We start from the raw sequence: 26,904 nt of genomic DNA on the forward strand, positions 1-26,904 counted from the left end.
TTTAAAAAAGCTGGTTTATCTGAGGGTTTCACAGTATTTTCTTATTTTAGAAAAACAAACCTAATAACGAATTTGATGGATACCAAAAAAAGATATACCGATCAGGTGGCTGTGATCACCGGCGCAGCCGATGGAATAGGTAAGACAATTGCAGCGCGCATGGCAGAAGAAGGAGCCAGCCTTGCGCTATGGGACATTAAGGAATCCCGGTTGAAAGCCCTGGAAAGCGAATGGCGGGCAAAAGGGATTCCGGTAAAAGCCACCACAGTAGACATTACCGAAGAAGCTTCGGTAGAAAACGCCTTTAAAGAAACAGTAGAACACTTTGGTCGCCTGGATATTTTGGTCAATTCCGCAGGTATTGTTGGTCCTACCCAGACCAAAATAACCGATTATCCTACAGCAGCTTTTGATGAAATCTATCGTGTCAATCTGAAGGGGTCATTTTTAACCAGCAAGTATGCCCTGACCTGGATGGAAAAAAGTGGTAAAGGCCGGATATTATTGATTGCATCCATTGCCGGAAAAGAAGGAAATCCGAATATGGTCGGATATTCGGCTACCAAGGCAGGCGTGATTGGTCTGGTTAAGGCCTTGGGGAAGGAGTATGCTACGACGGGCATCACGGTGAATGGTTTGGCACCAGCAGTGATCAGGACCCCCATGAATGCCGACACTGCTCCGGAGCAATTGGAATATATGGCCTCCAAAATCCCCATGCACCGCCTGGGTACGGTGGAAGAAGCTGCCGCCATTGCTTGCTGGATATGTTCGGATGAAGCAAGTTTCACCACAGGTTTCATCTTTGACTTATCCGGGGGAAGAGCTACCTATTGACAGCAAGGGACCGCATGAATTTATTGATTATGCTTTGGGATTCGGCCTGCTTTTCAAACATGCCCATATGCCCGCAATCCGGCAACTGGTGAAAGGCTGTAACTACCTGCTGGTGTTTCAGGCTGGCTTCCAGCGGTACGGCAGGGTCCTGCTCACCACAGATCATCAGTTTAGGTTCCTTGAAATCCTTTAGGGTATTCATATGGTCCCCCCGGTTTTTCATGGCCATGGTATAGCCGATCAGGCTTTCCTTGCTGTTTTGGCTACCCCGGCGGATCAACTCGTTAATCTCTGCCTGACAGGATTCTCGGTTTTTCGCTGCAAACAAGGGGGCCACAAAGGATTGGATAAAGGTGGGTGCTCCGTGTTTTGCGATGAATTCAGCGGTCTTGTCTCTGTTTACTCTTTTTTCCGGACTATCTGCAAAGGCTGTAGAATGGAACAAACCAAGGGCTCTTGGTTTTGCAGCTGTATTTGCTGCCATCTCCAGGGCTATATAGCCGCCCAGCGAATGACCGATCAGGCAGGCATTTTCTATCTTATGTATGCGAAGCCAATCTGCCAAAACAAGTGCCACATCTTGTAGCGTAAATCCCTGTTTGAGGGCCGGACTTTCTCCAAAACCAGGTAAATCGGGACACCAGATTTCACAGTCATGGCTAAGTTCAGGAGCAAATTCCTGCCACACTTCCTTGGTTTCACCAAAACCCGGCAACAAAACCAGCGGCTTTCCTTTACCTGTTTTCCAAAACGCTATATCAGGCATATTTCATCAGTAGGTTCAATAATTTACGGTCCAGTTTTTCACCGTACCAGTCTTCGTATTCCACATCCTCCCTGCCGGAGTTCAATATGCCAAAAGTACCCGAAAACTCCCAGAGACCAAATCCTATACCATGGGCATGCTGAATATCCAGGATGTCTTCAAACCAGGACAAAAATACATGGTGTGGCGTTTTGTTATAGCAGCCCAATTCGCCACAATGTACGCCTACACCTTGCTCCAATAAAGAGATCCAGGGGGCGTAATGTTTTTCCAAATCCTCCCGACTGTAGTATTTTTCGTTGTGCATGCCGGGCCAAACAGGATCTTTCAGGCTATCCGGATCCTTGAATACCCAGGAGGCCTTGTGATGGGAAATGTGCATGGGAAAATATCCGCGGCAACTCTGGTGCAGGTCAAGGTCCGCCAATTCGGGCACCGCCATTCCCCCACCCCCATTTCCGTCGGCAATGACGAGTCGTCTTTTTTTGACGGATTTGATGGTATCCAGGGCTGCCTGAGCCACTTTCCGGTATTCTTCTACGGGAACCGGCCCTCCCGGAGAGTGTTGGTCGTTTGGATTTTCCCGCTTAAAGGGCTCATTGACCAGATCGAAACTCAATTTTTTGGAGGAAATATTTTTATACCTCCTGGACCACATTTCCCAGTGTGCGCAAAAGGCATCTAATGCTTGCTGATCTTCCCAGAGGTTGTAGGGCTCCTGAAAGCCGGCATTGATGCAGAATCCGGGTGCGCGGTGTAGGTTCAGGCTGACGTGTAACTTCTGCTCGTGGCACTTGTCGATCAGCGTATCAATTTCTTCCAGCCTGCTTTCGTCAAATTGCATCACCTCTTCGGGAGTGATGGGCTTGCTGCGGTCAAAATCCAGGTAACTGGGGTAGGATATGGGAATTCGAACAAAGTCAAAACCCCAATCTGCCATCCATTTGAAATACTCGTCTTTACTTTTGCGTCCTTTATCCGGATCAGGGTTAAAAAAATCCAGCAAATTAAAGCCCCGCCAGCGCGGCAATTGGTTTTTGGCTGCTGCAAAGCTGCTTTGCTGAAGGGAGAGTCCTATCCCTGCGGTGAGGAGCGTGGACTTTTTGAGAAAATCTCTTCTGGAATTGGATGGGAGCGTCATGGGCTTAACAGGTTATTTGGTTTGTGTTCGGCATTGAATTACCAGGAGCCAAAATAAAAAATAAATGCCAAAAAACCAGTTATCCGTTTTAGTAACCTGAGTTCAATTCTAGATAGGGTTTATAGAAATGTAAACCAAGAAAGAAAGTAAAAAACCCAGACTGCACAAAATCCCACCGCCGCGGCGGTGGGATTTTGTTTTTTGTAGAAACAACAGGTACGTTCCTGGTTTTGAATTTATCCGCTCCGCGGAATTTGCAATTCCGTGGTTCAGATAAAGGGGATTTGCAATCCCCAAAACTGTCTCTGGGAGTTTGCAACTACATCCCAGGTATCCGATGAGTTACACTATCGAGGCATTTGTAATGCCGGAAGCCATAGATCAATCGTATATAAAATCCCTCTTTAAAAAGCATACGAGAAGCCATTACAAATGGCTTTTTGCCAGTTCTTATCTGTTCATAACACCGAAAATAGCTCGGTGAAGTGGCATACTTCACCCAGTAGCAACTCATTTATCTGTGCTAATCTGGGTAATCTGTGGTGCACCTTTTTTTGCAGGTATATGCTTTAGTTGTCTGCCTGAACAAACATCAAAACCTGTAGTTTAAAAATATCCCTGTATAAGGCTGAAAGCGCAGGCCGTTTAGTTTTAGGGTATGGCCTTCGGAGGACTGAATTTGATTTTGACTCCCTTCTTCGTTAGGCCTTATGGCCATGTCTTCGGTATATTGTTGCTCTCCCATATACCCTGAAAGGCGAAATTCTGTACTTAGCAGCAAGCGCGAAGTTAGCCTAAAACGAAGGCCTGCCAAGGGGGAAAGGGAAAACCTGATTTCCCGGTCGTACTTGTTCGTATTTTCGAGATAATTGGTTTCAGGGTCCAGGTCCGGCTGCTCAAAAAAGGATCTGCTGTGCTCCCTGCTCCCTTCCAGCTCCAGGCCATAATATCCCTCCCATCTCCTTCCGAGGGGTTTGATCCATTCATAGCCCAGGGCCAGGCCTATAGTTGACCAACCGTCTATATTGGTAAAGTCCCCCTCTATTTTTTTATACCTGTTCAACATTCCGAAGACCCGCAAACGGATCCTGTTTTGTTCATGAATCTTTTTTCTTAGCATCAATTCTATAGGGGTCCGATGGTGCTGATCCATCAACTGGTCGAAGGCAAAATAGGTATTGACGCCAAGATCGTACCGACTGGTGGAGTCTAATAAACTCCATGTTGAAGGTTCGTTTTGGGCCGACGCTGTAGCAAGGCTCATTATGAAAAATAGCCCTGAAAATATCCGCTGATACATGTATCTTCTTTGGTTAGATTAGTGAAAATAATGACGGGATTGTTCTAAAAATGTGATTTTTGTTCATTGTTTTAAAATTTAAGATTAATAAAAATTCCGGAATAGGGTTGAAAATCAAAAACCCAGGTCTTTGCATCATGTCCGCCAATGGAATGAGATTCTGATCCATCGGGATTAGCAGAGGATTTAATAAAAGTATCCGATCTGGACTTGGTATTCAAATAATTTAATTCCACCCGCATTTCATAGGACAGAATCAAGTAGGGTAAGGGGGAATAGAAAAAGCCAACAAAAGGAAGCAACCCTAGGGATTGTATAGTAGTAAAATCATATCTCCTTACTTCACTCAATCCATAAGTTGTAGAACCCCACATATAATTTCTTGACGTATTGTGGATATCCCAACCCTTCTCCAGATCTGCCCCAAAATAATAACCGAGTTTTTTGTTTATGGGATGGTGCCACTCATGTCCCAGGGCGATGGCAAAGCGGGATTGCTGGATCTTCCGGTTTTCTTCTCCTTCTATCTTATTCGTATTCTCCACCCAGCCCCTGGCCCTTAGCCTGAGGCTACGGTCACCCGGCAGTCCCCTGCGCAGCAAAAACTCAATGGGCGTGAACGTCTCCGGATCCAATAATCCATCCATGGCAAACTGGCTGTTGATACCCAGGCTGTAGTCTTTTGCGGGAAGAAAAGCCTGGGCTGCCTCCCCTTTTTCGTTCTCTTGTGCTAAAGCTGTTCGAAAAAATCCTGTCAGCAATAGGCTTGTTATTAAAAGTTTAATCATGCTTTTTTTCCGAAATGTAGGTGTCGGAAATGGGATTTCCTACAAGTTTAAGAAAATAATTATTAGTGTTTTTTATTGTAGTATAATAATAATATCTTTTTAGTTTTTTCCCGATTTTAATGCTGAAAACAGGAATGTTAAAACTCAAAAACAGCTATAAAATACCGAAAAAAATATTCCTTTTGGCCTGAATAATTCCGGGAGTTTTCGAGGCATTTTCAAGCTTTACTAATTGATTCTCTCTCCGGGTGAAACTACATCCCAGGTGTCTGAATGGGTACGCAAACGAGGCATTTGTAATTCCGGAAAACAAAGAACAAGCCTAAAAAAATCGGTTTTTAAAATGCACAGGATTAGCCATTACAAATGACTTTTAGACGCGTCCAATCTGTTCACAAATCGGAAATAGCAGGGTGATTGGCATACTTCACCCTGTACTGTGCGATCATATGTTTCAACTTCGCCTTATGGCGTGAGCAGCGTCGGGCTTCGGCAAGCTCAGCCCAAAAGGCATTCCTTGATTCATTGGTTCGGTTGCTTTGATCCGATTGATTTTGAGAGAAATCTCATTATATTTATTTAAAAAAAAGCATGAGCATAGCGGAATTAAAATTAAGGCTACATCAGACCATTGATTCCATCAATGACCGAGCTAAACTTGAGGTCCTGTATGCATTATTAAAGGACACGGAGTCTCCGCATTCTCCGATGGATTTAAAAGAGTATGTAAATTCCATTGACGAAGCCATCCTTCAAGTGAAGGCAGGAAAGTTCTCCACAGTAGATGACTTGGAGAACGAATCCAAGCGTTGGTAAAAATACAGCAAGATAAACCCGTTATATGGTCTGATAAAGCCAAAATGGCTTTAAAGGATCATTATGATTGGATAAAATTAGACTCCAAAAGTGCTGCCGAAAGCGTAAGAAGAGAAATCATACAATCAACTAAATGCTTTTTCATGATTATTGGGGTTAAAAGGATTGGTTAGACAATTAAAACTACCACTTATTGGGGTTGGAAAAGCATGGATTTTTCGGAATCAAAGTAGAGTGTCAACCCTTTTGGTGATAGAGCGAACGAAAAAACATCGTTCAAGGAAGCTATATAATAGCCACCGTCAAATAGCTCATTAAGCTCGGTAGTATTGGTAAATGTTAGAATTTCCAAGAGACCATCACTGCCCAAAAGATACCGACCATAGGCCGAGTTAGTAGATATCCGTCCACTTATTTCACCATTGCCATTAAATTTTAGCAAATAGGTGCTTTCCCCATCAGGTTCTGGTAGTTTTAAATGCTCGGAAAATCCCCCTTTGGAAGCGGGAATTGTGTACGTTCGAATAGTTGGTAATCAAGAGTTTGCAATTTTGGTGGATTGGCCAAAATCTTTTTATCTTTAGAAACAGTTATTGATTAGTATAGCAAAATATGGAAAAGCCCCAAGATAAAGTTAAAGAACCGTTTTCCGCCTATGGACGCTATTCCTATGCGGATTACCTTTCCTGGCAGCTGGAGGAGATGGTGGAGTTGATCCGGGGAAAGGTATTCCGGCAGGCGGCAGCTCCCCGTAGAATCCACGAGGAGCTTACGGTAGCTTTGGTTACGAGAATTCACGGATTTTTAAAAGGAGGAAGCTGTAAGGTGTATACCGCCCCCTTTGATGTGCGCCTTCCGGTTTCTTCCAGAAAGCATACAGACATCGATACCGTGGTGCAACCGGACCTGTGTGTGGTATGCGATCCGGATAAGCTGGATGATTTAGGCTGCCTGGGTGCTCCGGACCTGATTGTGGAGATTCTCTCTCCGGGAAATAACAAGAAAGAGTTGCAACTGAAATATGAGGTGTACGAAGCCTCGGGTGTAAAGGAATATTGGGTCATTCATCCCGACGAACGCACCTTGCTGATCTATACCCTGGAAGCGGGAAAATACCGACCCTCCCGGTTATTTACGCTGGGAGACAAAGTAAAGTCTCAGGTTCTTTCAGGTTTTGTACTGGATCTGGATGAAGTGTTTGGGGAGTTGTAAGCTTAGGCTTTCAGCGATGCGTCTTTGATTTTTAATAGCCTGAGTTCAACTATAAAACTTTACGAATTATAGAGCCAATCCTTTCATAAAAATGGTATTTATATGATGAAGCAAACCTTATTATCATGACTTATCCTGGAATTGGACTTTCGTAAAAAAATCCCCCTTCCCCCTTATTAAGGGGGAATTAGTGCAGTCTGGCTTTTTTATTTTCATTTTTGATTTACTGTACCATAAACCTTATCTAGAATCGAACTCAGGTTAATAGCCTTGAAAAAATTAATCACTTCCATGATATTATCATTACAGCCTAGGGAACAGACTTAGGGTATACAATTAATAGCTTCTTTTCAGTATAATTTCCGGTTTCCTGGAAAAATCATCGGCGTATTAATACTTCAAATTTTCCGAAACGGTCGTCCCGAGCATTTCTTTTACAGTGGCCACAATTCCATCCGGATCAAATCCACATTCACGATGTAATTCAATTTGCTCTCCGTGCTCAATGACATCATCAGGTATTCCCAATCTTTTTACTTTGGCCTGGTAATCATGGTCCACCATCCATTCCAGAACGGCACTGCCAAATCCCCCCATCAGACAGCCGTCTTCGATGGTAATCACCTTGTCGAATTTACTGAAAACCTCATGAAGCAAGGCCTCATCCAATGGCTTTACAAATCGCATGTCGTAATGCGCCATGTCGATGCCTTTGGCCTGAAGTTTTGCTGCCGCCTCAACGGCGTAATTGCCTACGTGGCCAATGCTCAATAGGGCAATGTCTTTACCTTCTTTCACGATGCGTCCCTGACCAGTAGGTATTTTTTGAAGGGGTTGCTTCCAGTCAGGCATCACGCCCTGGCCCCTTGGATACCGGATGGAATAGGGGCCGTTGTGCTCGGAGGCTGAAAACATGAGGTTTCGGAGCTCCTCTTCGTTCATGGGAGCACTCACCACCAGATTGGGCAAACACCTGAAAAAAGCCAAATCGTAGGCACCATGGTGGGTGGGGCCATCGGCTCCGGCAAAACCGGCCCGGTCCAGGCAAAAGACCACCGGCAAATTCTGAAGGCAAACGTCGTGGATCACCTGATCGTAAGCCCGTTGCATGAAGGTACTGTATATATTACAAAAAGGCGTAAGCCCCTGGGTTGCCAAGCCGGCTGAAAAGGTTACGGCATGCTGTTCGGCGATGCCTACGTCAAAAGACCTTTCCGGAAAGGCCTTCATCATGATATTCATGGAAGAGCCAGAAGGCATGGCTGGGGTAACACCCACTATCTTATCGTCTTTTTCTGCCAGTTCCACCAAGGTATGTCCAAAAACATCCTGATACTTTGGCGCTTGGGGGGAGGTGGGTATTTTCTTTGAAATTTCCCCGGTAATTTTATCAAATTTTCCAGGGGCATGCCATTTGGTCTGGTCTTTTTCTGCCGGAGCAAATCCTTTACCTTTCACGGTGATGCAATGCAGGATTTTCGGACCTGGAATATCTTTCAGGTCATTGAGGATTTCTACCAGGTGATTGACATCGTGTCCATCTACCGGACCAAAATAGCGTAAGTTAAGTGATTCAAAAAGATTGCTTTGTTTGAGCAGGGCGGATTTGATGGCCCCTTCTACTTTGGAGACCACATCCTGAGCACTAAAACCGAATTTACTGATCTTACCCAGCAGGTTCCATACCTCATCTTTTACCTTATTGTAGGTATGGGAGGTGGTAATGTCAGTAAGGTAATCCTTCAGCGCACCGACGTTGGGATCGATCGACATGCAATTGTCATTGAGGATTATCAACAGGTTGGAATCTGAAACCCCGGCATGATTCATGGCTTCGAAAGCCATACCACCGGTCATGGCACCATCACCGATTACAGCCACATGCTGTCTATGGCCTTCTCCCTTGTACCTGGAAGCCATTGCCATCCCCAAAGCAGCAGAAATAGAGGTACTTGAATGTCCCACACCGAAAGCATCATAAGGGCTTTCTTTTCTCTTGGGGAAACCTGACAAGCCTTTGTATATACGGTTGGTATGGAATTGTTCCCTGCGACCGGTAAGGATTTTATGACCATAAGCCTGATGGCCAACATCCCAGACAAGCTGATCATCAGGAGTGTTGAGAACATAGTGCAATGCGACTGTTAATTCCACCACGCCCAGGCCGGCGCCAAAATGACCTCCATATATAGACACATGGTCAATGATAAATTGCCTCAATTCGTCACAGATTTGAACCAATTGGTCTTTACGGAAGTTTTTTAGGTCGTCCGGATATTGGATTTCCCTGAGTAATTTTCCAGGTTCTATTTGCATATGCAGCGTATCTTTATAAAAATTAACAACCCCAGTGCCTGTATAATGTTTAATAATACCAATAATTATTCAAGACGCCATGGTTTTGGGGAAATTATTCGGATGCCTATTGATTTAAAAAGATAAGTAATATCTTTGATCGCAACAGGAAATGCAAAAATAACAAAAAATAATCGTATCCAGTGAGTTTTGAAATCAAATTACCTTTATTCGAAGGACCATTTGACCTGATGCTTTTCTTTATCGAAAGGGATGAGCTGGATATTTATGATATTCCCATATCCAAGATCACCCGGGATTTTCTGGATTATATCCATCATCTGGAAAAGATGGAAATTGAAATAGCAAGTGAATTTATCTTGTTTGCTGCCACCTTGATGAAGATCAAATCAAAAATGCTTTTGCCCAGACCGGAATTGAATGAGGAGGGGGAGGAAATTGATCCACGCGAGGAACTGATCAGGCATTTGTTGGAATATAAAAAGTACAAGTCGGTGATCGCAGAACTTTCTGAAATGGAGAAAGACAGGATGGCGAAATTTTCCAGGGGTAATGTTTTGGATGAATTGAAGCAGATTTCAAAGGTCGACAATGTGGATGCAGAATTACAGGACCTAAATTTGTATCGTCTGTTAAAAGTGTACCAGAAAGTCATGACCAAATATGCCCATAGAAGCGATGATACCAAACATACAGTGATCCAATACCCTTACACGATCGACCAGCAAAAATCCATGATTCTGGACAGACTCGATGAAAAACCGAGAATTCCCTTTTCGGACTTTATTGTCTATAATCCGGATAAGATTTTTGTCATTTATACCTTTCTAGCCATTTTGGAATTGCTTCAGCTTGCCCTGGTGACCATAAAGATAGGCGAAGGTTTCAATAATTTTTGGGTTGAAAGACTAGCATCCATACCAGTAGAAAACACATGAAAATAGACAATAGGGAAATTTTTAAAACCTTGAATCCCAATAAGGTTTGGGTTCCTGTATTGATCGGGATTGCGATTGTGCTTGTCATGTTTTATATGGACCCTACCATCAATGCCCAGACTCTAAGAGGGGTTTTTGATGCCTCCGCCTGGTCCATAATGCTGGCGGTGGTTTTTATATTTATGAGGGATGCAGGTTATGTGTTCAGGATCAGGGAGCTGACAGACCGTCACCTGACCTGGGGAAGAGCCATTTTTGTTATTGTACTTTGGGAGTTTGCCTCTGCCGTTACGCCATCCATTGTGGGGGGGACAGCAGTGGCGGTATTTATTTTAAATAAAGAAGGAATACCACTGGGCAAGGCCCTGGCTGTAACCATGCTGACGGCCATTTTGGATAACTTGTTTTTTGTGCTTGGGGCGCCGATTATCTTGTTTTTTGCTCAGGGATATATATTTCCTGACAGCAGGGTGTTGGAAATGCGCTTGGGTAACAGTCTCGAATACCTTTTTTGGGTAAGTTATTCCCTGTATACCTTGTATTCTCTGCTAATGGCACTGGCCTTGTTTTTCAGACCCAGGGTGTTCAAGTGGTTGTTATTAAAGCTTTTTTCTATCAAATGGTTGAAAAAATGGAAATACCAGGCCAATATATACGGGGATCAGATCATTCAGGCCAGTAAAGAGTTCAGGGGGAAAAAGCTGAAATTCTGGATTATAGTTGTATTTACTACCATTTTCATCTGGTCCTCAAGGTACTTTATGCTGAATGCCCTTATCTCGGCATATGCCAGTATTAGCTTATTCGAACATGTGGTTATTTTTGCCCGTCAGATCATCATGTGGATTGTGATGATGATCAGTCCTACACCAGGAAGCAGCGGAACGGCGGAATTTTTCTTTGCCCAGTTTTTTAATGAATTTCTCACCGGATATACCTTTGTTACCAGCATACTCTGGAGAATGTTTTCCTATTATCCTTACTTGCTATTGGGTGCTATTTTCCTGCCCCGTTGGATCAGGCAGGTGTTTTTCAAGAAAAAAGACAAGCCTGCCGACTAATGGTTTTCCTGAACTTACATGGCATCCAGAATCAAAACCCAATCATGACCTTTTTCTCCTGAACTGGGCGGTACAAAGGTGTGATTAGGTGCCCTGCTTATAAACCCGGCCGAAGTCTGGTTTCCCGTTCTGGGATCATACCAGGTGACCTTCAGCATTTTTGATGAAAGGGTGCTGCTGTCTACAGAACTGCTTTTGCCGGTAGGGAAGTAAATCATGGCGTAGGTGCCCTCACTGTCTCTGGTAGCTATCACAAAATCTACATTGTCTTCCTGCTTAGTGGGGATCATTTCCTGTGCCGGGATCCGAGTCAGAAAAGGCCTGCTGAGCATGAGGTTTTTGAGGTGTTTCATTTGATTGGCCATGGGCAGGTCCAGTGCTACTTTCCAGGGCCTCAAAGGTCCGTTGATCCCTTCCCTTTCTGTGGTGTACATTTGCCATACCGCATGGCAGCCGTAGCTCTGTCCAAAAGCACCCGCAAAAACATTCCAATACATGATTCTTCGGATATCATCGGGCAAACTGTACCCTAATTCTTTGGCATTGAAGCAATTGGGATGATCTTCGTACAGCGGCTCTCCATCCAGGGTAGGTTTGGTAGGCTGTAAGTTATAATCATGACTTATTTTTTTGTAGGTAGGTTGATTGGCACAGTGGCCGGTTTGGTGCATGTTGAAATCCAACCAGTCGTCGGTATGAAACCAGTTGCTGGATCCTCCGGGTCCTGCCGGCTGAGGATGGAAGGTCATCAATGCCTGGTCCTGCCCTCCCGCTCCTTCGGTAATTCCCGAGGCCAGTGCCCTCCAAATGGCTTCGTCTTTGGTGCCTGCCCTTGGGTTTCGATCGCCTCCTATGACCCAAATGATGTTGGATTGGTCTTTGTAGCGTTCGCCTATCCATTTGCCAAAAGATTTGGCATTTTCTTCCGTAAAAACTTCCGGCCCCTTTCCCCAGGAATTGGTAAAAACCTTATCTCCCCAGGTAGGAAGCAGGGCAATGTAGATGCCTTCGGCAGCTGCCATTTCTACCAGCTCATCTACATGCGTAAAATAAGCCGGGTTGGGTTGGTTGGGGTCAAGGTCCAGCAACGGTTTTTCACCATAGGGATTTGGGGTCTGGAGTCCATCAATCTCAGCCAGGGCCACCGCTTGTACCACGTTAAAGCCTTGTTCGGCCCTTTTCTTCAGGTAATAAGCCGCTTCCTCCCGGTCACACCGGTGGAAGAGTTCCCAGGCGGTATCAGCCATCCAAAAGAATGGTTCTCCATCTGCAGTCACCAGAAATCGTTGATTTTCAGCAACCTGTAGGCGGGGCAGGCTTTCCTGGCCTAAAGTAAAACATAAGGGGAAGACTGACAATAACAGCAATAACAGTAGCTTTGGGTTCATGCTCAAGGGGAATAGGTAGGCATGCAATGTATGAAAAATCAAAAATAGAGCGAAAAAAGCAGTCTGTACTTTTGGGGAAATGTTAAAAATTCATAAAAATTTCCTCCACTTCATCATTGCATCAGAAGTGGAGGAAATGGCAATTAACCTACCTGATCGAAGGCACTAAAAAAGAAATTGCCTTCAATGGAGGCATTTTCATCCGAGTCGGATCCATGCACGGCATTGGCTTCTATGGAAGTGGCATACAGTTTTCTAATGGTGCCTTCTGCTGCATTCTCAGGGTTAGTTGCCCCTATTAGTTCTCTGAAATCAGCCACTGCATTATCTTTTTCCAGAATGGCAGCGATGATAGGGCCTGAGGACATATATTGACATAAATCGGAGTAAAAAGGTCTTTCCTGGTGAACTTTGTAAAATTCTCCGGCAAGTTCCTTACTCAGTCGGGTGGCTCTCAGGGCTATAATTTTGAAACCGGCCTCTTCGATCATTTTCAGTATTGCACCTGCGTTTCCTGCACCGAAAGCGTCAGGTTTGATCATGGTAAATGTTCTATTGGTAGCCATAAATTGATATGAATGTTTGTTGAGTCTGCAAAATTAACCCTTTTCAACGAAAGGCCGAAAGTTATCGGGCATTTATGAATAATCAGCGAGTAGCTCAAAAAATGGCATTGGGAATTTCAGAAAATTATACAGAACTTTGTCGTCCGTGTTTTTTAAATACGGTATTCAAAAATTACTCATGCAGAAATTAGATCTATTTAAAGAACAGATTTCATCAGCTTCATCCAAAAAGATCATCATCACCACCCATCATAAACCTGACGCAGATGCCCTTGGGTCTTCTCTGGCTCTGGCGGCTTATCTGAAAAAGAAAAATCACCAGGTAACTGTGGTCACCCCATCAGATTATCCCTCTTTTTTACATTGGATGGAGGGCAACGATGAAGTGGTGAATTTTGAAGATCCGGAAAAGCAAAAGGAAGCCAGGAAATTGATCGCTCAGGCAGACATGATCTTTTGTCTGGATTTCTCCAACCTTGGAAGATTGCAGGGTATGGAGGAGGTGGTGAGCGAATCCAAGGCCTTCAAGGTCAATATTGATCACCATCAGGATCCGGATGAATTTGCTGATTTCAGCTTTTGCAGTACAAAGGCAGCGGCTACCTGTGAATTGCTCTATGATTTGATGGTAAAAGTAGGTGACCGGGAATTGATAGACAAGGATATTGCAGAGTGCCTGTATTCCGGTATCATGACAGATACCGGTGGATTCAGGCATCCCAACACCACCAAAAATGTGCATCTGGTGACGGCTGAACTGATAGCTCTGGGGGCTGACAATTCCAAGATTGCCCGCTTGATTTACGATACCTACTCGGTCAACAGACTGAAATTTTTGGGTTTTGCGTTGACCAGGAGGCTCACCATTTTACCGGAACTCAATACCGCCTACTTTGGTATCAGCAAAAAAGACCTGCGAAAATACCATTCACAAACCGGGGATACGGAAGGGCTGGTCAATTATGCCCTTTCCCTGGACGGAATAAAGATTGCTGCCCTGTTTACAGAGCGGAAGGATGGTGTGAAAATATCTTTTCGCTCTTCAGAAGAAGTGGCCGTCAATAAATTTGCCGCCTCTTTTTTTGAGGGGGGCGGACATAAAAATGCCTCGGGTGGAATTTCCCAACTTCCTTTGGAAGAGACCATTCAGCGATTTGAAAAATTAGTAAAAGAAAACAAACATATTCTATTTAATCAATTAGCGTTAGTCGATGAAAAAAATCAATAACTTAGTTTTAGGAGTCATTTTAATTGGCTCCGGTGTGCTGTATTCCTGTAATAAGACACAGACGACATCTGATGGCATTGAATACAAATACATCAACCAGGGGGACAAGGAAACCCAGGATGGAGAATTTGTCATGTATCATTTTACGGCAAAGACAGGCAGTGATTCCCTGTTTATTTCCAGTTATGATCAGCCGGTACCTCCCTATCTCCAACATTTGGATTCTGCGGAAGCCAAGACAGGGATAGATGAAATATTTCTTAACCTGAACAGTGGAGACAGTATTGTGATTAACTCTACCGCCGAGAAAATATTTACTCCTGAAGGAGTCCCTCCTTTTTTGGAAAATGATGAGGCGGTGACCATTAGTATAGGGGTTATCAATGTGCTGGAAGAAGAAGTATTTGAAGATTATTTCAATGATCTGGTAGCAGAGCAACAAAAAAAGCAAACCGAGCAAGCTGGTGTTCAGCTGGATGAAGATGTTCAAACCATAGAATCTTACATTCAGGAAAATAATCTGGATGCAAGCAAGACAGCATCGGGGCTTTATTACGTCATAGAGGAAGAAGGGTCAGGCGTTCAGGTAGAGCAGGGAGACAAAATATCTGTCAATTACACCGGATATGTACTGGATGGTACGGTGTTCGATACCAGTATAGAAAGCAAAGCCAAAGAAGCCAACACCTATGACGAGAACAGGCCTTATGAGCCTTTTACCTTCGATGTAGGACAGGGTATGGTGATTCCAGGCTGGGATGAAGGTCTTCAATTGTTGAAAGAAGGGGCAAAGGCCAAGTTTTTGATTCCTTCTCCTTTGGCTTATGGACCTAGTCAGCGGGGTGCCGTTATTGTACCTAACTCTATATTGATTTTTGATGTAGAAGTTACTGATGTAGAAAAGCAATGACCTGAATCATTGGGAGATTGAGAAATATTTAAAAGTGTAACTACCATGAAAAAAAGCACCTTGATCTGGGGCATGCTGCCCGCAGTTGTATTGATGGCTTCCTGTATTTCCGATGAAGAAAATATAGATGTAGTTTTCGAGCAGGATTTGCAAAAAATCGAAGAATATATTCAGACTGTAGACACGGAGTACATGAGGAGGGAGACGGTAGGTGAGACCGGTATCGTACTTTTATTTACAGAGGAGGTGGAAGAGGGAGAATTACCTGAGGCGAGGGATACCCTGTCAGTGGATTATACCGGCAGACTGCTGGATGGCACCGTATTTGACACCTCACTGGAGCAGGTGGCACAGGATAACGATGTATTCAATCCCGATCGCTCTTATGAGCCATATGATATCATATTGGGCGTGTCCAATGTGATCAATGGCTGGCACTGGTCGCTTTCACGCATGAAGGAGGGTGAAAAGGCCATTGCCTTGATCCCTTCTTCCTATGCTTATGGAACGCAGGCCAATGGTCCTATTCCTGCCAATTCAGTACTGGTGTTTGAACTGGACCTGGTCCAGGTAAGAGCTCACCAACCCTAAACCAACAACAATGAAATTTCACCATAACATTTATATTTTTTTTCTGGCCTTATTGGGTTTTTCCTGCGACAATCAGATGGGAGGTTTTGGTGGCCCTGTATATGACAGAGAGGGCAACCTGGCCATTGATCGTGAGATCATTGCAGAATACCTGGAAACAGCCCCTTTTGATAGCTTGTACCGCATTCATGATCCTTCCGGAGTAGTAATCATTGTGGAGGAAGAGGGGGAAGGCTCCCGACCCGCTTCAGGAAATGTGGTATACACCAACTACACCGGATATCTCCTGGATGGTGCCGTATTTGATTCCAACCTGGAAGATGTTGCCCGGGAAAATAATATCTATGATGAAGAAAGAAATTATGATATATTTTCTTTCTTCCTTGATTTGCCTGCTTCTCAAGGTGGGGCGATAGAAGGGTTTAGTTTGGGTTTTAAGCGCCTGAGAAGCGGTGCCAGGGCTACCATTATCATTCCTTCTCCCTATGGCTATCAGGACAATGAGAATGTGGCGAGGGTGCCTGCCAATTCAGTTTTGGTATTTGATGTAGAGTTTTTGGGAATGGATTAATGCGTTGGTCTTTCCTGAACGTATCATAAGAAAACCCCGGTATCTTTTACTACCGGGGTTTTTTAATGGCTGACTTAAAGGAGCCTTCTTATTTATCCGGGCTTTTATTAATTTTTTACACTATAGTTTGGTGCTTCCCGGGTGATGCTGATGTCATGTGGGTGAGATTCCCTGACCCCTGCAGCGGTAACTTTTACAAATTTCCCATTTTCTTTTAAATCCTCAATGGTGGCGGTGCCGCAGTAGCCCATTCCAGCCTGAAGTCCTCCGATCAATTGGTACAATACTTCAGATACCAGGCCTTTAAAAGCTACCCGGCCCACAATACCTTCGGGAACCAGTTTTTTAATATTGTCTTCTGCATCCTGAAAATAGCGATCTTTGGAACCTGATTCCATGGCCTCAAGGGATCCCATACCCCTATAGGATTTAAACTTTCGGCCTTCAAAAATAATGATTTCCCCAGGGGCTTCTTCCGTACCGGCCAGAATGGATCCGATCATTACAGAGCTCGCACCTGCTGCCAGGGCTTTGACAATATCCCCGGAATAGCGGATTCCACCGTCGGCAATTACCGGGATTCCCCTGTCTTTCAGTACCCTGGCAGTCTCCATTACCGCAGATAGCTGTGGCATGCCCACACCGGCAATCACGCGGGTGGTACAGATACTGCCTGGGCCTACACCCACCTTAACCGCATCTGCACCGGCATCAGCAAGGGCTGTTGCTGCCTCCGCAGTGGCAATGTTGCCTACGATCAATTCCAAATCAGGAAAAGCTGCTTTTATCTTTTTACAGGCATCGATGACACCCTTGGAATGCCCATGTGCCGTATCAATGGAAATCACATCCACACCTGCCACTTTCAGGGCTTCCACCCTTTCTACAATATCTGAAGTTACTCCGACGGCGGCTCCTACCCTAAGTCTTCCAAACTCATCCTTACAGGCGTGGGGTTTGTCTTTTCTCTTTAGGATATCTTTATAGGTAATGAGGCCGGTCAACTTGTACTCCTCATCAACGATGGGCAATTTTTCTATTTTGTATTCCTGCAGGATCTCTTCCGCCTGCTCCAGACTGATGCCGGCTTTTGCCGTAAAAAGGTGGTCCTTTGTCATGATCTCCCTTACCGGGCGTTCCATGTCCTTGATAAATCTCAAGTCCCGGTTGGTGATGATGCCTTTTAAGTAACGTTCTTCATCCACAACAGGAATGCCGCCAATATTGAATTCTCTCATGATGGCCTCTGCATCTTTTACCTTGGCATTGATATCCAGGGTGATGGGGTCCAAAATCATCCCGCTCTGAGACCTTTTTACCTTGCGGACCTGGGCAGCCTGCTTTTCAATGGACATGTTTTTATGAATAAAACCCAGTCCACCTTCCAAGGCAATGGAAATGGCCAACTCGGCCTCTGTAACCGTATCCATGGCAGAAGAAACCAAAGGGATCTGCAGGCGAATTTTCCTGGTAAGTTGAGTGGCCGTGCTGGTGTTTCGGGGAAGTACCTCAGAATAACCGGGTACCAGAAGCACGTCATCATAGGTGAGTGCTTCGAAGAGGAATTTATTTGTATCTGGATTCATGGCAAATGGTTAGTAACCCTATTTGCCCGTCAAAGATACGATGTTTTTAATATGCAAATCAATGATTTAACAAAAAAAGTTACAGCGCTCTGACTAATTTCTTTTGATCAATGGAATTTTCTTTGGAAGACCAGGCCGGTATCATTCTCCTAAAATCTTACCCGCAATCAGTCTGGAAATGGATTGCATGCCCTGATCGTTGGGGTGACGGCCCACGCTTTCATTGGAATATTCTTCCAGTGCCATAAAACTGTCCTGCGCACCCAACTGAGAAAGCTGCACCACCTGCCAGTTCATCTCAGCGGCTGCATGCAACAACTGATCATTGACCGCTGTATTGGGCCAAAAGGTAGTTGTCAGCAGCACCCTGGTCTGGCCGCTGCTCAGGAAAGCGGCAAATTCCCTGAGGCTCTGAGAAAAATTCCAGCCTTCAAGGTTTTCCAATGGTACATTTTCTCCCAGCCGGATTACCAGCAAATCCGCCTGAAAGTCCTTTAGATGTTCGTACATGGCAAAATCCAGTGAGGAAAATTTCCTCTCAAAGGGGTACACATTTTCTCGCATCATTTCCAGTTCAGGCAGGTGATACCGCAGGCTGTCCTCTAGCAAGGAAAAGTAATCTTTGTCCGGTGCACTGGCCGCCATACCCCAATCAGCATTCCAGCCTATCGCTGCATCAGGAGGATGATAGGTGATGCTGTTTCCGATGACGAGAATTTTTTGGATGGGTTCGGACCCTTGCTCATCGGACTTGCAGCTTAAGAAACAGAAGAATAGCCCGATCCATGCAATTACTTTCATGTGTCTATAATTTGTTCTTTAATGGTCACATAGCCTGTCCCGATCCTTAATCGGGAGAATCTCGCATGTCTGATAGTCATTCCAGTGTGTGACGGCTACGTCATGCTCGATTTCATGTGTTTATAATTGTCTTTTAGCGGTCACATAGCCTGTCCCGATCCTTAATCGTGTCGATTTCATATTTTTTTTATCATTTTGGCGATATAAAATCCATCAAAGCCACTTTCATGGGACAGTACCTGTGTTTCCTCCAGCAGGTCGAAAGATTGTCCCGCAGGACTACTGAGAAAGGCCGCCACTTGCCTGTTGTTTTCTGATGGAAGAATGCTGCAGGTGGCATAAACCAAAATGCCTCCGGGTTTAAGCATGGAAGGATATTGTGTCAGGATATCCTGTTGTATGCCCTGTACCTTAGCGATGGATTCCGGACTTAATTTCCATTTGGTATCGGGATTTCTTTTAAGTACGCCCAATCCCGAACAGGGCACATCCAATAACAGGCGATCGGCACTTTCATGCAGCCGCTTGATGGTTTTACTGCCTTCTATGGGCTTGGTTTCAATGATGGATATACCGGCTCTCCTGGCCCTTAATTTGGTGTTTTTCAGCTTCCAGGCTTCCAGGTCCATGGATAGAACCCTCCCTTTATTTTCCATTAAAGCAGCCAAATGCAGGGATTTTCCACCGGCACCTGCACAGGCATCAATGACCCGCATGCCAGGCTGGACATCCAGGGCTGCGGCCACCATTTGGGATGAGGCATCCTGCACCTCAAAAAGACCCTGTTTAAACAAAGGGGTTCGAAACACATTTTTTCTCCTTTGCAAAACCAATGCATCGGGGTATCCCTTCACCACATGTGTGGCAATATCCAGCTCCTCCAGCTGTACTTTAAGTTTTGATTTGCTGGTTTTTAGGGTATTGACCCGAAGCACTACTTCAGCCTCCTTATTCAGACTTTCCAGCTCCAGTTCCCATTGGTCTCCCAATTGCTCTGCCCCCATTTCATCCAGCCAATCTGGAATGGACTGCAACAAGGATCGTTGACTGATTTTTTCCCTTTTCTTACTTATTTTCTGGCTGTCTATTCCTTTAAATTCCTTCCAATCAGGAAGTGTTCTGCCTTGTAATGTCCAGAAAGTTCCAAACCATTGGTAGTAATCCTGTCCAGGGCTCAGGTGCTGGATAAGCCGCTTCCAGCGGACAATTTCATAAACGCTTTCAGCTATAAAGGCCCGGTCCCTGGCGCCCCATTTGGGGTTGGACTTCAACACCCGCTCAATGACTTTATCGGCATATTGGTTGTTGTCAAAAATGTCCTCCAGGGCTTTGACTACCCCATTCACCGTATTCGGGAAAAGCTTCATAAGATTTTTTTGTTGGAAAATACAAATATAGGTAAATATACATGCGGGAAGCAGGAGCCGATCACTGCAGGGGAAGTAAAGGACAGAAAATTGGCAGGATTTTGGTACTTTTACAGCCATGGGAGAAAAAAAATGTCCCCATTGCGGGAAATGGTCCGATTGGAACCAGAATTTAACAGATACTTGCCAACATTGTGGTAAACCCCTGGGGGGAAAAGACCTGGAATTTCAGGAAAAAAGGGCAGCTCAGGAAAAGGCCCGTGAGGAGCAATGGATTTTCTACATCAAGGAAACAGACAGTGATTTTGTTAAAGGGATGAAAAAGACTGGAAATTTCTTTTATACCATTTACATTTCCATCATTACCTTTATTGCCTGGCTGATAGCTGCTTTACCTGGCTAATGCATGTCTTCAAAAACCCCTATTTTCTTTTTCCAGTCCTGCTTTTCTGGGTAAATCAGTATCTCGAACGCATCCGGGAAGTGTTTATCCCATTTATTCACAGTTATTTCGATGATCTTTTGGCCATGCCGGTAGTATTGGGGATTACCCTTCAGGTGTACCGATGGATCCATCCATTAAAAAATAGTTTTGTATTTACCCCTACCCAGATAATGGTAGGCTTGATTTACTTCAGTTTTTTGTTTGAGGGTTTGTTGCCCATGTGGTCTTCCACCTATACCAGGGATTTTTGGGATGTGGTTTGTTACCTGATCGGGGCAGTATATTTCTGTTTTTTAATCAACAAAAAGTATACTGATTAATTTTGCTTTTATATGGGATTAAAATTGAGAGATATTTATACACGGTACACTGCCTCACTTTCTTCCATTTATCCGGCAGAGGAAGCAAAGAGTTTGGTTTTTTGGCTTTTTGAAGTTTTCCTGGATTGTAAAAGAAAGGATATACTGATGGATAGAGAATTGTCCGATATCCCCCGGGAAATGGAGGCAGCACTGGAAAAGTTAACAACTGGCATGCCCATACAATATGTGCTGGGAAATGCGCCTTTCTATGGAAGGAGTTTCCAGGTGAGCCCGGCTGTATTGGTGCCCAGGAATGAGACAGAGGAGCTGGTACACCTTATCCTGGCCAACCACTCCGGAAAGCTGAAAATAGTGGATTTGGGAACAGGATCGGGGTGCATTGCCATCTCCCTGAAGCTGGAATGGCCGGAGGCACAATTGTTGGCTTTGGATATCAGTGCTGATGCACTGGTCCTGGCCAGGCAAAATGCCGCAGCAATGGGTGCATCCCTTGGGTTTATCCAGGCGGACATGTTGGAGGATGATTTACCATTGGAAAAGGTGGATATCATGGTTAGTAATCCGCCTTATGTGCTTGAAAAGGAAAAAAAGTTTATGCATCAGAATGTACTGGCGCATGAACCCCATTTAGCACTTTTTGTTCCTGACCATGATCCACTCAGGTTTTACCGGGCCATTGTCCGGCATGCCGGGAGATATTTAAATCCCGGGGGATACTTGTATGTTGAAATCAATGAAGCGTATGGGGCGGCGGTATCGGAGCTGATGTCGGGAAATGGCATGGAAGCTGTTAAAGTATACCGGGACCTGCAAGATAAGGAAAGGGTGGTTTGGGGAAGAATACCAAAAATTTCAAAGCCTGGTTCCCATCCAAAATAAACCATCGCTTTCAAACCAATGCATTCCCTTCGGGACTTCAAAAGAAGCTGCTGGTGTAAGGTTTATTAATTCGGTTTTCTTTGCTGTTTTATGGGTGACCATTTGGCCTTCTTTGCCCTTCAACTGGATAGTTGTCTTTGGCAGCCATTTTTGAAAAATCCCTTTTCTGGCAGGGGAGTATCGAAAGCCTTCACACACAAATACAATATCCATGAGGTCCAGATAGGGCTCCAGTTTTTTTGAAGCAGTGGGGTCAAAGGCCAGTATATTTACTGCATGGTGGGTAGATTGATTCAGGTATGCTATGCTTGCATCCAGGTAGTCATTGTCCACTGCCGGAACAAATTTTACCGGAAATTGTGCCTCAGAAAGCCCTTCGTTATCCTGGTGAAAATCGGGATGGCCTACAATTACATCGACTTTTATTCCCAAAGAGAGTACCTGGAAGACCGTTTCCTGGGTTACCAAAACTGTAGGAACCCATTCGAGTAGGGAATTTAATGTGGGTAAATCCCATCCTTCTGTGGTCAATATCAAAAGAGCCGGTTCCTGCTGTTCTTTTACAAAATGATGGGAAGACATGTTTCTTTAAAAAAGGGATTGTAGGGATAAATGATTCCACCTTGCTAATGGCAATTTAGGACTATTATTGATTTTACCCGCAAACTTGACGGTTCGATTTTAAAATAGGGACCATGTTTTCGTACTCCAAAGATAATTTGATGATGGAGTTGCCGGCAGCCCTTTCTTTGCCTGCTTTTTAAGCGCTGTTTTGTACCAGCAGTTTTCGGGTTATTTATGTGAAAATTCAGGATAATAGGATATTTTTTATAATTTTGAATGCAGAAATTTCGCTGTTTACCCAAAGGTAAGAATGCCAGATTTGCTTAATCCTTCATTTAAAAAATGTCAAATATGCCCATTTCCCAACCGATAAATTTCACCAAATGGATTGAAGATAACCGACACCTGCTGAAGCCTCCGGTAGGAAACAAGCAGATGTACCTCAAAAATGATGACTTTATCGTCATGGTGGTTGGGGGACCCAATGCCAGAAAGGATTATCACTACAATGAGGGGGAGGAGTTTTTTTATCAGGTAGAAGGTGACATTACCCTGAAAGTGGTGGATGAGGGAGAAATGAAAGACATCGCCATCAAAGAGGGAGAGGTGTTTTTATTGCCTGCCGGAATCCCTCATAGTCCCAGGAGGCCTGCCAATACCGTGGGACTGGTCATAGAGAGGTACCGCAAACCTGGGGAGAAGGATGGTTTTTTGTGGTTTTGTGAAAACTGTGGCCATAAGTTATATGAAGCCTACGAGCCTATCACAGATATTGTCAATCAGCTGCCTCCTATCATGGACCGGTTTTGGAACAATCCGGAACATACCACCTGCGATAAATGTGGCACTGTCATGTCCAAATAGACATGGCATTGATGAAGCATTTTTCCTTCCTGAGTAGCTAATTCTTTTCCCATGATTTATGAATCTTTCCCGTTTTGCTTTTAGCCTGGAGTTTGCCAAAGAAATGGATAATAAGGATCCATTGAGGGATTTTCGGGACAAATTCTATATTCCTGAAAAAAATGGCCACCCGGTTCTTTACTTTTGTGGAAATTCCCTGGGTTTGCAACCCAAATCTGTGGCCGCAAGCATCAACAGGGATTTGAAGAAATGGGCAGAGAAGGGAGTGGAAGGGCATTTTGAAGGAGCAAAGCCCTGGGTGGATGCCCGTAAGCCTTCCAAGCCTATTCTGGCCAAATTGCTTGGAGCTTTGCCGGAAGAGGTGGTAGCCATGAATAGCCTGAGCGTCAACCTTCACCTTTTATTGGTTTCCTTTTACCGGCCTGAGAAAAGAAAATTTAAGATACTTACAGAGGCCGGAGCCTTCCCGTCAGATCAATATATTCTGGCTTCTCAGGTGAAGTACCATGGGTATAACCCTGAGGAGGCCATTATAGAAATGAGTCCGCAACCAGGAGAGCACTTGCTCCGCACCAATGACATACTCGAAAAAATCAGGGAGCATCAGGATGAACTCGCCCTGGTGATGATGTCAGGCGTACAATATTATACCGGGCAGTTTTTTGATTTAAAGGCGATCAGCAGGGAAGCTTCCCTCCATGGAATAAAGGTAGGCTTTGATCTGGCCCATGCCATTGGCAATGTGCCCCTGGCACTTCACGATTGGGGAGCAGATTTTGCCACCTGGTGTAGCTACAAATACCTGAATTCAGGTCCCGGAAATGTATCAGGAATTTTTGTCCATCAAAAGCATGCCAATGAGAAGGACATCCCCCGGTTTGCCGGCTGGTGGGGGCATGATGAGGGAAGGCGATTTCTGATGGAAAAGGGATTTGATCCCATGCCCGGGGCGGATGGCTGGCTGCTGAGTAATGACCCTGTTTTGGGCCTGGCAGCACACCAGGCTTCGCTGGAAATTTTTGAAGCAGCGGGCATGGAAAAAATAAGGGCCAAGTCTGAACTATTGACCGGCTATCTGGAGTTTGTAATTCGTGAAACAATTGGTGGTCCCGGAGAGTTTGAATTGATAAGTCCTTCAAAACCAAGTGAGAGAGGCTGCCAATTGTCTTTGTTTCTCCATAAGGGGGGCAAGGCAATATTTGATTTATGGACAGAACAAGGGCTGGTGGCGGATTGGAGAAATCCAAATGTAATCAGACTCGCCCCAACGCCTTTGTACAATAGTTTTCAGGATGTGTATGCCTTTGGCAAAATGGTACAAACATCACTTGACTCCCAGCCATAAATCAGAACACCTAAAACCTATTGAATCAATGAAGAAAGAAAAAATAAATTTACTGGGGGCAGGATTGATCGGTTCCCTGCTGGCCATCTACCTGAGGAAAAGGGGATTGGATGTGGCCATTTACGAGAAAAGAGAAGATTGGCGCAACCTGGATACTTCAGGAGAAGGTCGCTCCATCAACATGGCCTTGAGCTACCGGGGCTGGAAGGCATTGGAAAAAGCCGGGATCAAGGACAAGGTAATTCCCTTTACGCAACCCATGTATGGAAGAAGGATTCATGATGAACATGGAGATACTTTTTTCCAGCCATATGGAAAAGAAAACCAGGCCATTTATTCCATCAGCAGAAATGCATTTAATAAAATACTCCTGGATGAAGCAGAGGAGCAAGGAGCATCCATTCATTTTCAGCATAAGGTAGAACAGGTCAATGTGGCCAAAAGGCAGGTTTCCTTTAGCCTGGCGGATGGGGCATCCAAATCGATTCAAGCTGAAGTTCTGATCGGATCAGATGGTGCCTACTCAGCGCTCAGGAATGCTTTTCAAAGTCAGCTGCGATTTAATTTTAACCAACAGTACATTTCCCATGGTTATAAGGAGCTGAGCATTCCCCCCACTCCGGAAGGGGGTTTTGCCATGGATCCGAATGCCTTGCACATCTGGCCCAGGGGCAAATTCATGCTGATTGCGCTGCCCAATCTGGACAAATCCTTTACATGTACCCTCTTTCTGCCCTTTGAAGGCTATAAGGTCAGTTTTGCCAATATCCATGATGATCAAGATGTGGAGCAGGTTTTTAAAACCCATTTTAATGACGCATACAATTTAATGCCCACTTTGCTGAAGGACTTCAAGCGTAATCCCACGGCTGCTTTGATCAACACGGAATGTTATCCCTGGACAGAAAATAATACCTTGTTGATAGGAGACGCAGCACATGCCATGGTGCCCTTTTACGGACAGGGCATGAATTGCGGTTTTGAAGATTGCTCAATACTGGATGGGCTGGTAGGCAAATACGGTACATCTTCCTGGGATCTGGTTTTTGAAAAATTCCAAAAAGGCAGGAAACCGGATACAGACGCCATCTGCCAGCTGGCCATGGATAACTTCGTGGAAATGAGCGATAATGTGGCAGATCCCAAATTCCTGATCCGAAAGAAAATAGAAGCGAGGCTACATGAACTTTTCCCGGAGGAATGGGTCCCCTTGTACAGTATGGTGACTTTCTCAGATATGAAATATGCTGAAGCCTATGCGATAGGAAAATTGCAGGAAAAAGTCATGGACAGGGTGATGAGTGATCCGTTGATTACCCAAAACTGGGACAGGTTGGATTATGAAGACATCCTGCATCAGGTAGTCGTGTCCGGAGCGGTTTGATTCACAAGTCCGTATGGAAGCGCTGATTGAATCCACGCAGGCCCTGAAGACCTCCGGTGTGGATGGCCAGTATTCGGGTTCCCCTGGGAAAGGTATCCTGCCTGATCAGATCCAGGAGGCCAAATAGCATCTTTCCGGTATACAGGGGTTCTAGGGGGATGCCGGACGCTTTCTTTATCTCTTTTATGAATTGGATCAACTCAGGATTGAATTTGGCATAGCCACCAAAATGGTACGCCGTATGGATCTGCCAGGAACAAGAAGGGCTTATCTGATGTGCTTCCAAAAGGCTGCTGATTTCCTGATGGATGAATGAACCCTTTAAAGCCGAAAAACTCAGCACCTGCTGATTTGAGGAAGCACTTGCCAGCAAACCGGCAAAGGTTCCGCCGGTACCGACAGGAACCGTCACGATGTCCATTTCTTTATCATCAGGCTCCAGGATTTCCCTGCTGCCTTTGATGGCAAGGGCATTGGTCCCTCCTTCCGGAATGATGTAAACATCCCCGAACTTTAATTTGAGCTTTTCCAGTACTTCCGGATCGTTTTTCTCTCGGTAGCTGATTCTGGACATGGGATAAAGTTCCATACCCTGTGTTTTGGCATCGGCCAGCGTAGGGTTGAGTGGTTTGGGGATTTCTCCCCGGATCATGCCGATGGAGTTCAGGCCATTGTGCGCGGCAGAAAGGGCGGTAGCATGGATGTGATTAGAATATGCACCCCCAAAAGTCAGGAGGCAGGAATGGCCGCTTTCTTTTGCGGCCTGAATGTTGTAGAGAAGTTTATAGTACTTGTTGCCCTGCACCACCGGGTGCAACAGGTCCAGTCTTTTGACAAGGACCTGAACTTTCTTTTCATCAAGTAAGGGGAGTTGAAGGTCCTGGTAAACGGGCAAAGATTCCTTTTTCAAAATAAAT

The 26,904-nt window shown here is 44.8% G+C and carries 27 protein-coding genes; 15 read left to right on the plus strand and 12 right to left on the minus strand.

The features are described 5' to 3' along the window. The first annotated feature begins 75 nt into the window (after positions 1 to 75). Positions 76 to 837 carry an SDR family NAD(P)-dependent oxidoreductase gene (locus GL182_RS00375; protein ID WP_163377592.1) on the plus strand — a complete coding sequence of 254 codons (762 nt, stop codon included), beginning with the start codon at positions 76 to 78 and terminating at the stop codon, positions 835 to 837. On the opposite strand, the gene GL182_RS00380 is transcribed toward GL182_RS00375, so the two are convergent. The 4 genes from GL182_RS00380 to GL182_RS00395 form a co-directional block, all read right to left on the minus strand. Next, positions 827 to 1,603, minus strand: coding sequence for an alpha/beta fold hydrolase (locus tag GL182_RS00380; RefSeq protein ID WP_163377593.1), 777 nt, complete (start codon positions 1,601 to 1,603; stop codon positions 827 to 829). The two genes, GL182_RS00375 and GL182_RS00380, sit on opposite strands and share 11 nt — an antisense overlap. After that, positions 1,596 to 2,744, minus strand: coding sequence for a cellulase family glycosylhydrolase (locus GL182_RS00385; RefSeq protein WP_163377594.1), 1,149 nt, complete (start codon positions 2,742 to 2,744; stop codon positions 1,596 to 1,598). The genes GL182_RS00380 and GL182_RS00385 overlap by 8 nt, the downstream gene beginning before the upstream one ends. A 592-nt stretch (positions 2,745 to 3,336) precedes the next feature. After that, the gene (locus GL182_RS00390) at positions 3,337 to 4,044 is read right to left on the minus strand and encodes a hypothetical protein (protein ID WP_205603557.1); all 708 of its coding nucleotides are present in this window, start codon (positions 4,042 to 4,044) and stop codon (positions 3,337 to 3,339) included. Between the two features lie 71 nt (positions 4,045 to 4,115). Further along, positions 4,116 to 4,832, minus strand: a complete 717-nt coding sequence (locus tag GL182_RS00395; protein WP_163377596.1) for a hypothetical protein — start codon at positions 4,830 to 4,832, stop codon at positions 4,116 to 4,118. Between the two features lie 591 nt (positions 4,833 to 5,423). Here GL182_RS00395 and GL182_RS00400 point away from each other — a divergent pair. Together GL182_RS00400 and GL182_RS00405 are read left to right on the plus strand one after the other, a co-directional pair. Next, on the plus strand, positions 5,424 to 5,648 hold the full coding sequence (locus tag GL182_RS00400) for a hypothetical protein (protein ID WP_163377597.1): 225 nt from the start codon (positions 5,424 to 5,426) through the stop codon (positions 5,646 to 5,648). Between the two features lie 612 nt (positions 5,649 to 6,260). Then, positions 6,261 to 6,860, plus strand: a complete 600-nt coding sequence (locus GL182_RS00405) for a Uma2 family endonuclease (RefSeq protein ID WP_163377598.1) — start codon at positions 6,261 to 6,263, stop codon at positions 6,858 to 6,860. 390 nt (positions 6,861 to 7,250) lie between these two features. Here the strand turns inward: GL182_RS00405 and dxs are convergent, their stop codons facing one another. Beyond that, positions 7,251 to 9,176, minus strand: coding sequence for a 1-deoxy-D-xylulose-5-phosphate synthase (gene dxs / locus GL182_RS00410; RefSeq protein WP_163377599.1), 1,926 nt, complete (start codon positions 9,174 to 9,176; stop codon positions 7,251 to 7,253). Between the two features lie 182 nt (positions 9,177 to 9,358). Between dxs and GL182_RS00415 the strand changes: the two genes are divergently transcribed. After that, complete coding sequence (locus tag GL182_RS00415) at positions 9,359 to 10,114, plus strand: segregation and condensation protein A (protein ID WP_163377600.1); 756 nt, start codon at positions 9,359 to 9,361, stop codon at positions 10,112 to 10,114. Then, positions 10,111 to 11,175 carry a YbhN family protein gene (locus GL182_RS00420; protein ID WP_163377601.1) on the plus strand — a complete coding sequence of 355 codons (1,065 nt, stop codon included), beginning with the start codon at positions 10,111 to 10,113 and terminating at the stop codon, positions 11,173 to 11,175. Before GL182_RS00415 ends, GL182_RS00420 begins: the two co-directional genes overlap by 4 nt. A gap of 14 nt (positions 11,176 to 11,189) precedes the next feature. Here GL182_RS00420 and GL182_RS00425 read toward each other — a convergent pair whose 3' ends face one another. Then, positions 11,190 to 12,563, minus strand: coding sequence for a glycoside hydrolase family 140 protein (locus GL182_RS00425; RefSeq protein ID WP_163377602.1), 1,374 nt, complete (start codon positions 12,561 to 12,563; stop codon positions 11,190 to 11,192). Between the two features lie 143 nt (positions 12,564 to 12,706). Beyond that, positions 12,707 to 13,129 carry a nucleoside-diphosphate kinase gene (locus GL182_RS00430; protein WP_163377603.1) on the minus strand — a complete coding sequence of 141 codons (423 nt, stop codon included), beginning with the start codon at positions 13,127 to 13,129 and terminating at the stop codon, positions 12,707 to 12,709. A gap of 178 nt (positions 13,130 to 13,307) precedes the next feature. Here GL182_RS00430 and GL182_RS00435 point away from each other — a divergent pair, with 178 nt between their 5' ends. The 4 genes from GL182_RS00435 to GL182_RS00450 are packed head-to-tail and all read left to right on the plus strand — an operon-like array spanning position 13,308 to position 16,429. Continuing rightward, on the plus strand, positions 13,308 to 14,357 hold the full coding sequence (locus GL182_RS00435) for a DHH family phosphoesterase (RefSeq protein ID WP_163377604.1): 1,050 nt from the start codon (positions 13,308 to 13,310) through the stop codon (positions 14,355 to 14,357). Then, entirely contained in the window at positions 14,341 to 15,267 is a 927-nt protein-coding gene (locus GL182_RS00440; protein ID WP_163377605.1) for an FKBP-type peptidyl-prolyl cis-trans isomerase, read from the plus strand. Before GL182_RS00435 ends, GL182_RS00440 begins: the two co-directional genes overlap by 17 nt. Positions 15,268 to 15,312: 45 nt before the next feature. Next, positions 15,313 to 15,858, plus strand: a complete 546-nt coding sequence (locus tag GL182_RS00445) for an FKBP-type peptidyl-prolyl cis-trans isomerase (RefSeq protein WP_163377606.1) — start codon at positions 15,313 to 15,315, stop codon at positions 15,856 to 15,858. 10 nt (positions 15,859 to 15,868) lie between these two features. Further along, on the plus strand, positions 15,869 to 16,429 hold the full coding sequence (locus GL182_RS00450; protein WP_163377607.1) for an FKBP-type peptidyl-prolyl cis-trans isomerase: 561 nt from the start codon (positions 15,869 to 15,871) through the stop codon (positions 16,427 to 16,429). Positions 16,430 to 16,536: 107 nt separating this feature from the next. Here GL182_RS00450 and guaB read toward each other — a convergent pair whose 3' ends face one another. The 3 genes from guaB to GL182_RS00465 all read right to left on the minus strand — a co-directional run bounded on the left by guaB (position 16,537) and on the right by GL182_RS00465 (position 20,183). Then, on the minus strand, positions 16,537 to 18,015 hold the full coding sequence (gene guaB, locus GL182_RS00455; protein ID WP_163377608.1) for an IMP dehydrogenase: 1,479 nt from the start codon (positions 18,013 to 18,015) through the stop codon (positions 16,537 to 16,539). A 141-nt stretch (positions 18,016 to 18,156) separates the two neighbouring features. Beyond that, positions 18,157 to 18,816 carry an SGNH/GDSL hydrolase family protein gene (locus GL182_RS00460; RefSeq protein ID WP_163377609.1) on the minus strand — a complete coding sequence of 220 codons (660 nt, stop codon included), beginning with the start codon at positions 18,814 to 18,816 and terminating at the stop codon, positions 18,157 to 18,159. Between the two features lie 176 nt (positions 18,817 to 18,992). After that, entirely contained in the window at positions 18,993 to 20,183 is a 1,191-nt protein-coding gene (locus tag GL182_RS00465) for an RsmB/NOP family class I SAM-dependent RNA methyltransferase (protein ID WP_163377610.1), read from the minus strand. Positions 20,184 to 20,301: 118 nt separating this feature from the next. Between GL182_RS00465 and GL182_RS00470 the strand changes: the two genes are divergently transcribed. Genes GL182_RS00470 through prmC form a run of 3 tightly spaced genes read left to right on the plus strand, consistent with a single transcriptional unit; the run spans position 20,302 to position 21,830 of the window. Beyond that, positions 20,302 to 20,586, plus strand: a complete 285-nt coding sequence (locus GL182_RS00470; RefSeq protein WP_163377611.1) for a hypothetical protein — start codon at positions 20,302 to 20,304, stop codon at positions 20,584 to 20,586. Next, complete coding sequence (locus GL182_RS00475) at positions 20,586 to 20,948, plus strand: magnesium citrate secondary transporter (RefSeq protein ID WP_163377612.1); 363 nt, start codon at positions 20,586 to 20,588, stop codon at positions 20,946 to 20,948. The genes GL182_RS00470 and GL182_RS00475 overlap by 1 nt, the downstream gene beginning before the upstream one ends. A 12-nt stretch (positions 20,949 to 20,960) precedes the next feature. Next, positions 20,961 to 21,830 carry a peptide chain release factor N(5)-glutamine methyltransferase gene (prmC, locus tag GL182_RS00480; protein WP_163377613.1) on the plus strand — a complete coding sequence of 290 codons (870 nt, stop codon included), beginning with the start codon at positions 20,961 to 20,963 and terminating at the stop codon, positions 21,828 to 21,830. On the opposite strand, the gene GL182_RS00485 is transcribed toward prmC, so the two are convergent. Further along, a complete protein-coding gene (locus GL182_RS00485; protein WP_163377614.1) occupies positions 21,804 to 22,412 on the minus strand; it encodes a thiamine pyrophosphokinase in 609 nt (202 codons plus the stop codon). The genes prmC and GL182_RS00485 overlap by 27 nt on opposite strands. A gap of 333 nt (positions 22,413 to 22,745) precedes the next feature. On the opposite strand from GL182_RS00485, the gene GL182_RS00490 reads away from it, so the two are divergent. Genes GL182_RS00490 through GL182_RS00500 form a run of 3 tightly spaced genes read left to right on the plus strand, consistent with a single transcriptional unit; the run spans position 22,746 to position 25,987 of the window. Further along, positions 22,746 to 23,258 carry a 3-hydroxyanthranilate 3,4-dioxygenase gene (locus tag GL182_RS00490; RefSeq protein ID WP_163377615.1) on the plus strand — a complete coding sequence of 171 codons (513 nt, stop codon included), beginning with the start codon at positions 22,746 to 22,748 and terminating at the stop codon, positions 23,256 to 23,258. Positions 23,259 to 23,316: 58 nt separating this feature from the next. After that, on the plus strand, positions 23,317 to 24,603 hold the full coding sequence (kynU, locus tag GL182_RS00495; protein ID WP_163377616.1) for a kynureninase: 1,287 nt from the start codon (positions 23,317 to 23,319) through the stop codon (positions 24,601 to 24,603). Positions 24,604 to 24,631: 28 nt separating this feature from the next. Continuing rightward, the gene (locus GL182_RS00500) at positions 24,632 to 25,987 is read left to right on the plus strand and encodes an FAD-dependent oxidoreductase (RefSeq protein ID WP_163377617.1); all 1,356 of its coding nucleotides are present in this window, start codon (positions 24,632 to 24,634) and stop codon (positions 25,985 to 25,987) included. Between the two features lies 1 nt (position 25,988). Here the strand turns inward: GL182_RS00500 and GL182_RS00505 are convergent, their stop codons facing one another. Further along, positions 25,989 to 26,897, minus strand: coding sequence for a 1-aminocyclopropane-1-carboxylate deaminase/D-cysteine desulfhydrase (locus GL182_RS00505; RefSeq protein ID WP_317167765.1), 909 nt, complete (start codon positions 26,895 to 26,897; stop codon positions 25,989 to 25,991). Positions 26,898 to 26,904: the final 7 nt, after the last annotated feature.

Source organism: Cyclobacterium sp. SYSU L10401, from assembly GCF_010993705.1.
Lineage (GTDB): Bacteria > Bacteroidota > Bacteroidia > Cytophagales > Cyclobacteriaceae > Cyclobacterium.

What these genes read in the sequence shown, in the direction of transcription:
- GL182_RS00420 (WP_163377601.1), top strand. Translation starts at nt 10,111, where the DNA reads ATGAAAATAGACAATAGGGAAATTTTTAAAACCTTGAATCCCAATAAG.
- GL182_RS00405 (WP_163377598.1), top strand. Translation starts at nt 6,261, where the DNA reads ATGGAAAAGCCCCAAGATAAAGTTAAAGAACCGTTTTCCGCCTATGGA.
- GL182_RS00475 (WP_163377612.1), top strand. Translation starts at nt 20,586, where the DNA reads ATGCATGTCTTCAAAAACCCCTATTTTCTTTTTCCAGTCCTGCTTTTC.
- GL182_RS00425 (WP_163377602.1), bottom strand. Translation starts at nt 12,563, where the DNA reads ATGAACCCAAAGCTACTGTTATTGCTGTTATTGTCAGTCTTCCCCTTA.
- dxs (WP_163377599.1), bottom strand. Translation starts at nt 9,176, where the DNA reads ATGCAAATAGAACCTGGAAAATTACTCAGGGAAATCCAATATCCGGAC.
- GL182_RS00400 (WP_163377597.1), top strand. Translation starts at nt 5,424, where the DNA reads ATGAGCATAGCGGAATTAAAATTAAGGCTACATCAGACCATTGATTCC.
- GL182_RS00390 (WP_205603557.1), bottom strand. Translation starts at nt 4,044, where the DNA reads ATGTATCAGCGGATATTTTCAGGGCTATTTTTCATAATGAGCCTTGCT.
- GL182_RS00485 (WP_163377614.1), bottom strand. Translation starts at nt 22,412, where the DNA reads ATGTCTTCCCATCATTTTGTAAAAGAACAGCAGGAACCGGCTCTTTTG.
- GL182_RS00450 (WP_163377607.1), top strand. Translation starts at nt 15,869, where the DNA reads ATGAAATTTCACCATAACATTTATATTTTTTTTCTGGCCTTATTGGGT.
- GL182_RS00395 (WP_163377596.1), bottom strand. Translation starts at nt 4,832, where the DNA reads ATGATTAAACTTTTAATAACAAGCCTATTGCTGACAGGATTTTTTCGA.
- prmC (WP_163377613.1), top strand. Translation starts at nt 20,961, where the DNA reads ATGGGATTAAAATTGAGAGATATTTATACACGGTACACTGCCTCACTT.
- guaB (WP_163377608.1), bottom strand. Translation starts at nt 18,015, where the DNA reads ATGAATCCAGATACAAATAAATTCCTCTTCGAAGCACTCACCTATGAT.
- GL182_RS00470 (WP_163377611.1), top strand. Translation starts at nt 20,302, where the DNA reads ATGGGAGAAAAAAAATGTCCCCATTGCGGGAAATGGTCCGATTGGAAC.
- GL182_RS00380 (WP_163377593.1), bottom strand. Translation starts at nt 1,603, where the DNA reads ATGCCTGATATAGCGTTTTGGAAAACAGGTAAAGGAAAGCCGCTGGTT.
- GL182_RS00460 (WP_163377609.1), bottom strand. Translation starts at nt 18,816, where the DNA reads ATGAAAGTAATTGCATGGATCGGGCTATTCTTCTGTTTCTTAAGCTGC.
- GL182_RS00490 (WP_163377615.1), top strand. Translation starts at nt 22,746, where the DNA reads ATGCCCATTTCCCAACCGATAAATTTCACCAAATGGATTGAAGATAAC.
- GL182_RS00435 (WP_163377604.1), top strand. Translation starts at nt 13,308, where the DNA reads ATGCAGAAATTAGATCTATTTAAAGAACAGATTTCATCAGCTTCATCC.
- GL182_RS00385 (WP_163377594.1), bottom strand. Translation starts at nt 2,744, where the DNA reads ATGACGCTCCCATCCAATTCCAGAAGAGATTTTCTCAAAAAGTCCACG.
- GL182_RS00465 (WP_163377610.1), bottom strand. Translation starts at nt 20,183, where the DNA reads ATGAAGCTTTTCCCGAATACGGTGAATGGGGTAGTCAAAGCCCTGGAG.
- GL182_RS00430 (WP_163377603.1), bottom strand. Translation starts at nt 13,129, where the DNA reads ATGGCTACCAATAGAACATTTACCATGATCAAACCTGACGCTTTCGGT.
- GL182_RS00445 (WP_163377606.1), top strand. Translation starts at nt 15,313, where the DNA reads ATGAAAAAAAGCACCTTGATCTGGGGCATGCTGCCCGCAGTTGTATTG.
- kynU (WP_163377616.1), top strand. Translation starts at nt 23,317, where the DNA reads ATGAATCTTTCCCGTTTTGCTTTTAGCCTGGAGTTTGCCAAAGAAATG.
- GL182_RS00440 (WP_163377605.1), top strand. Translation starts at nt 14,341, where the DNA reads ATGAAAAAAATCAATAACTTAGTTTTAGGAGTCATTTTAATTGGCTCC.
- GL182_RS00500 (WP_163377617.1), top strand. Translation starts at nt 24,632, where the DNA reads ATGAAGAAAGAAAAAATAAATTTACTGGGGGCAGGATTGATCGGTTCC.
- GL182_RS00375 (WP_163377592.1), top strand. Translation starts at nt 76, where the DNA reads ATGGATACCAAAAAAAGATATACCGATCAGGTGGCTGTGATCACCGGC.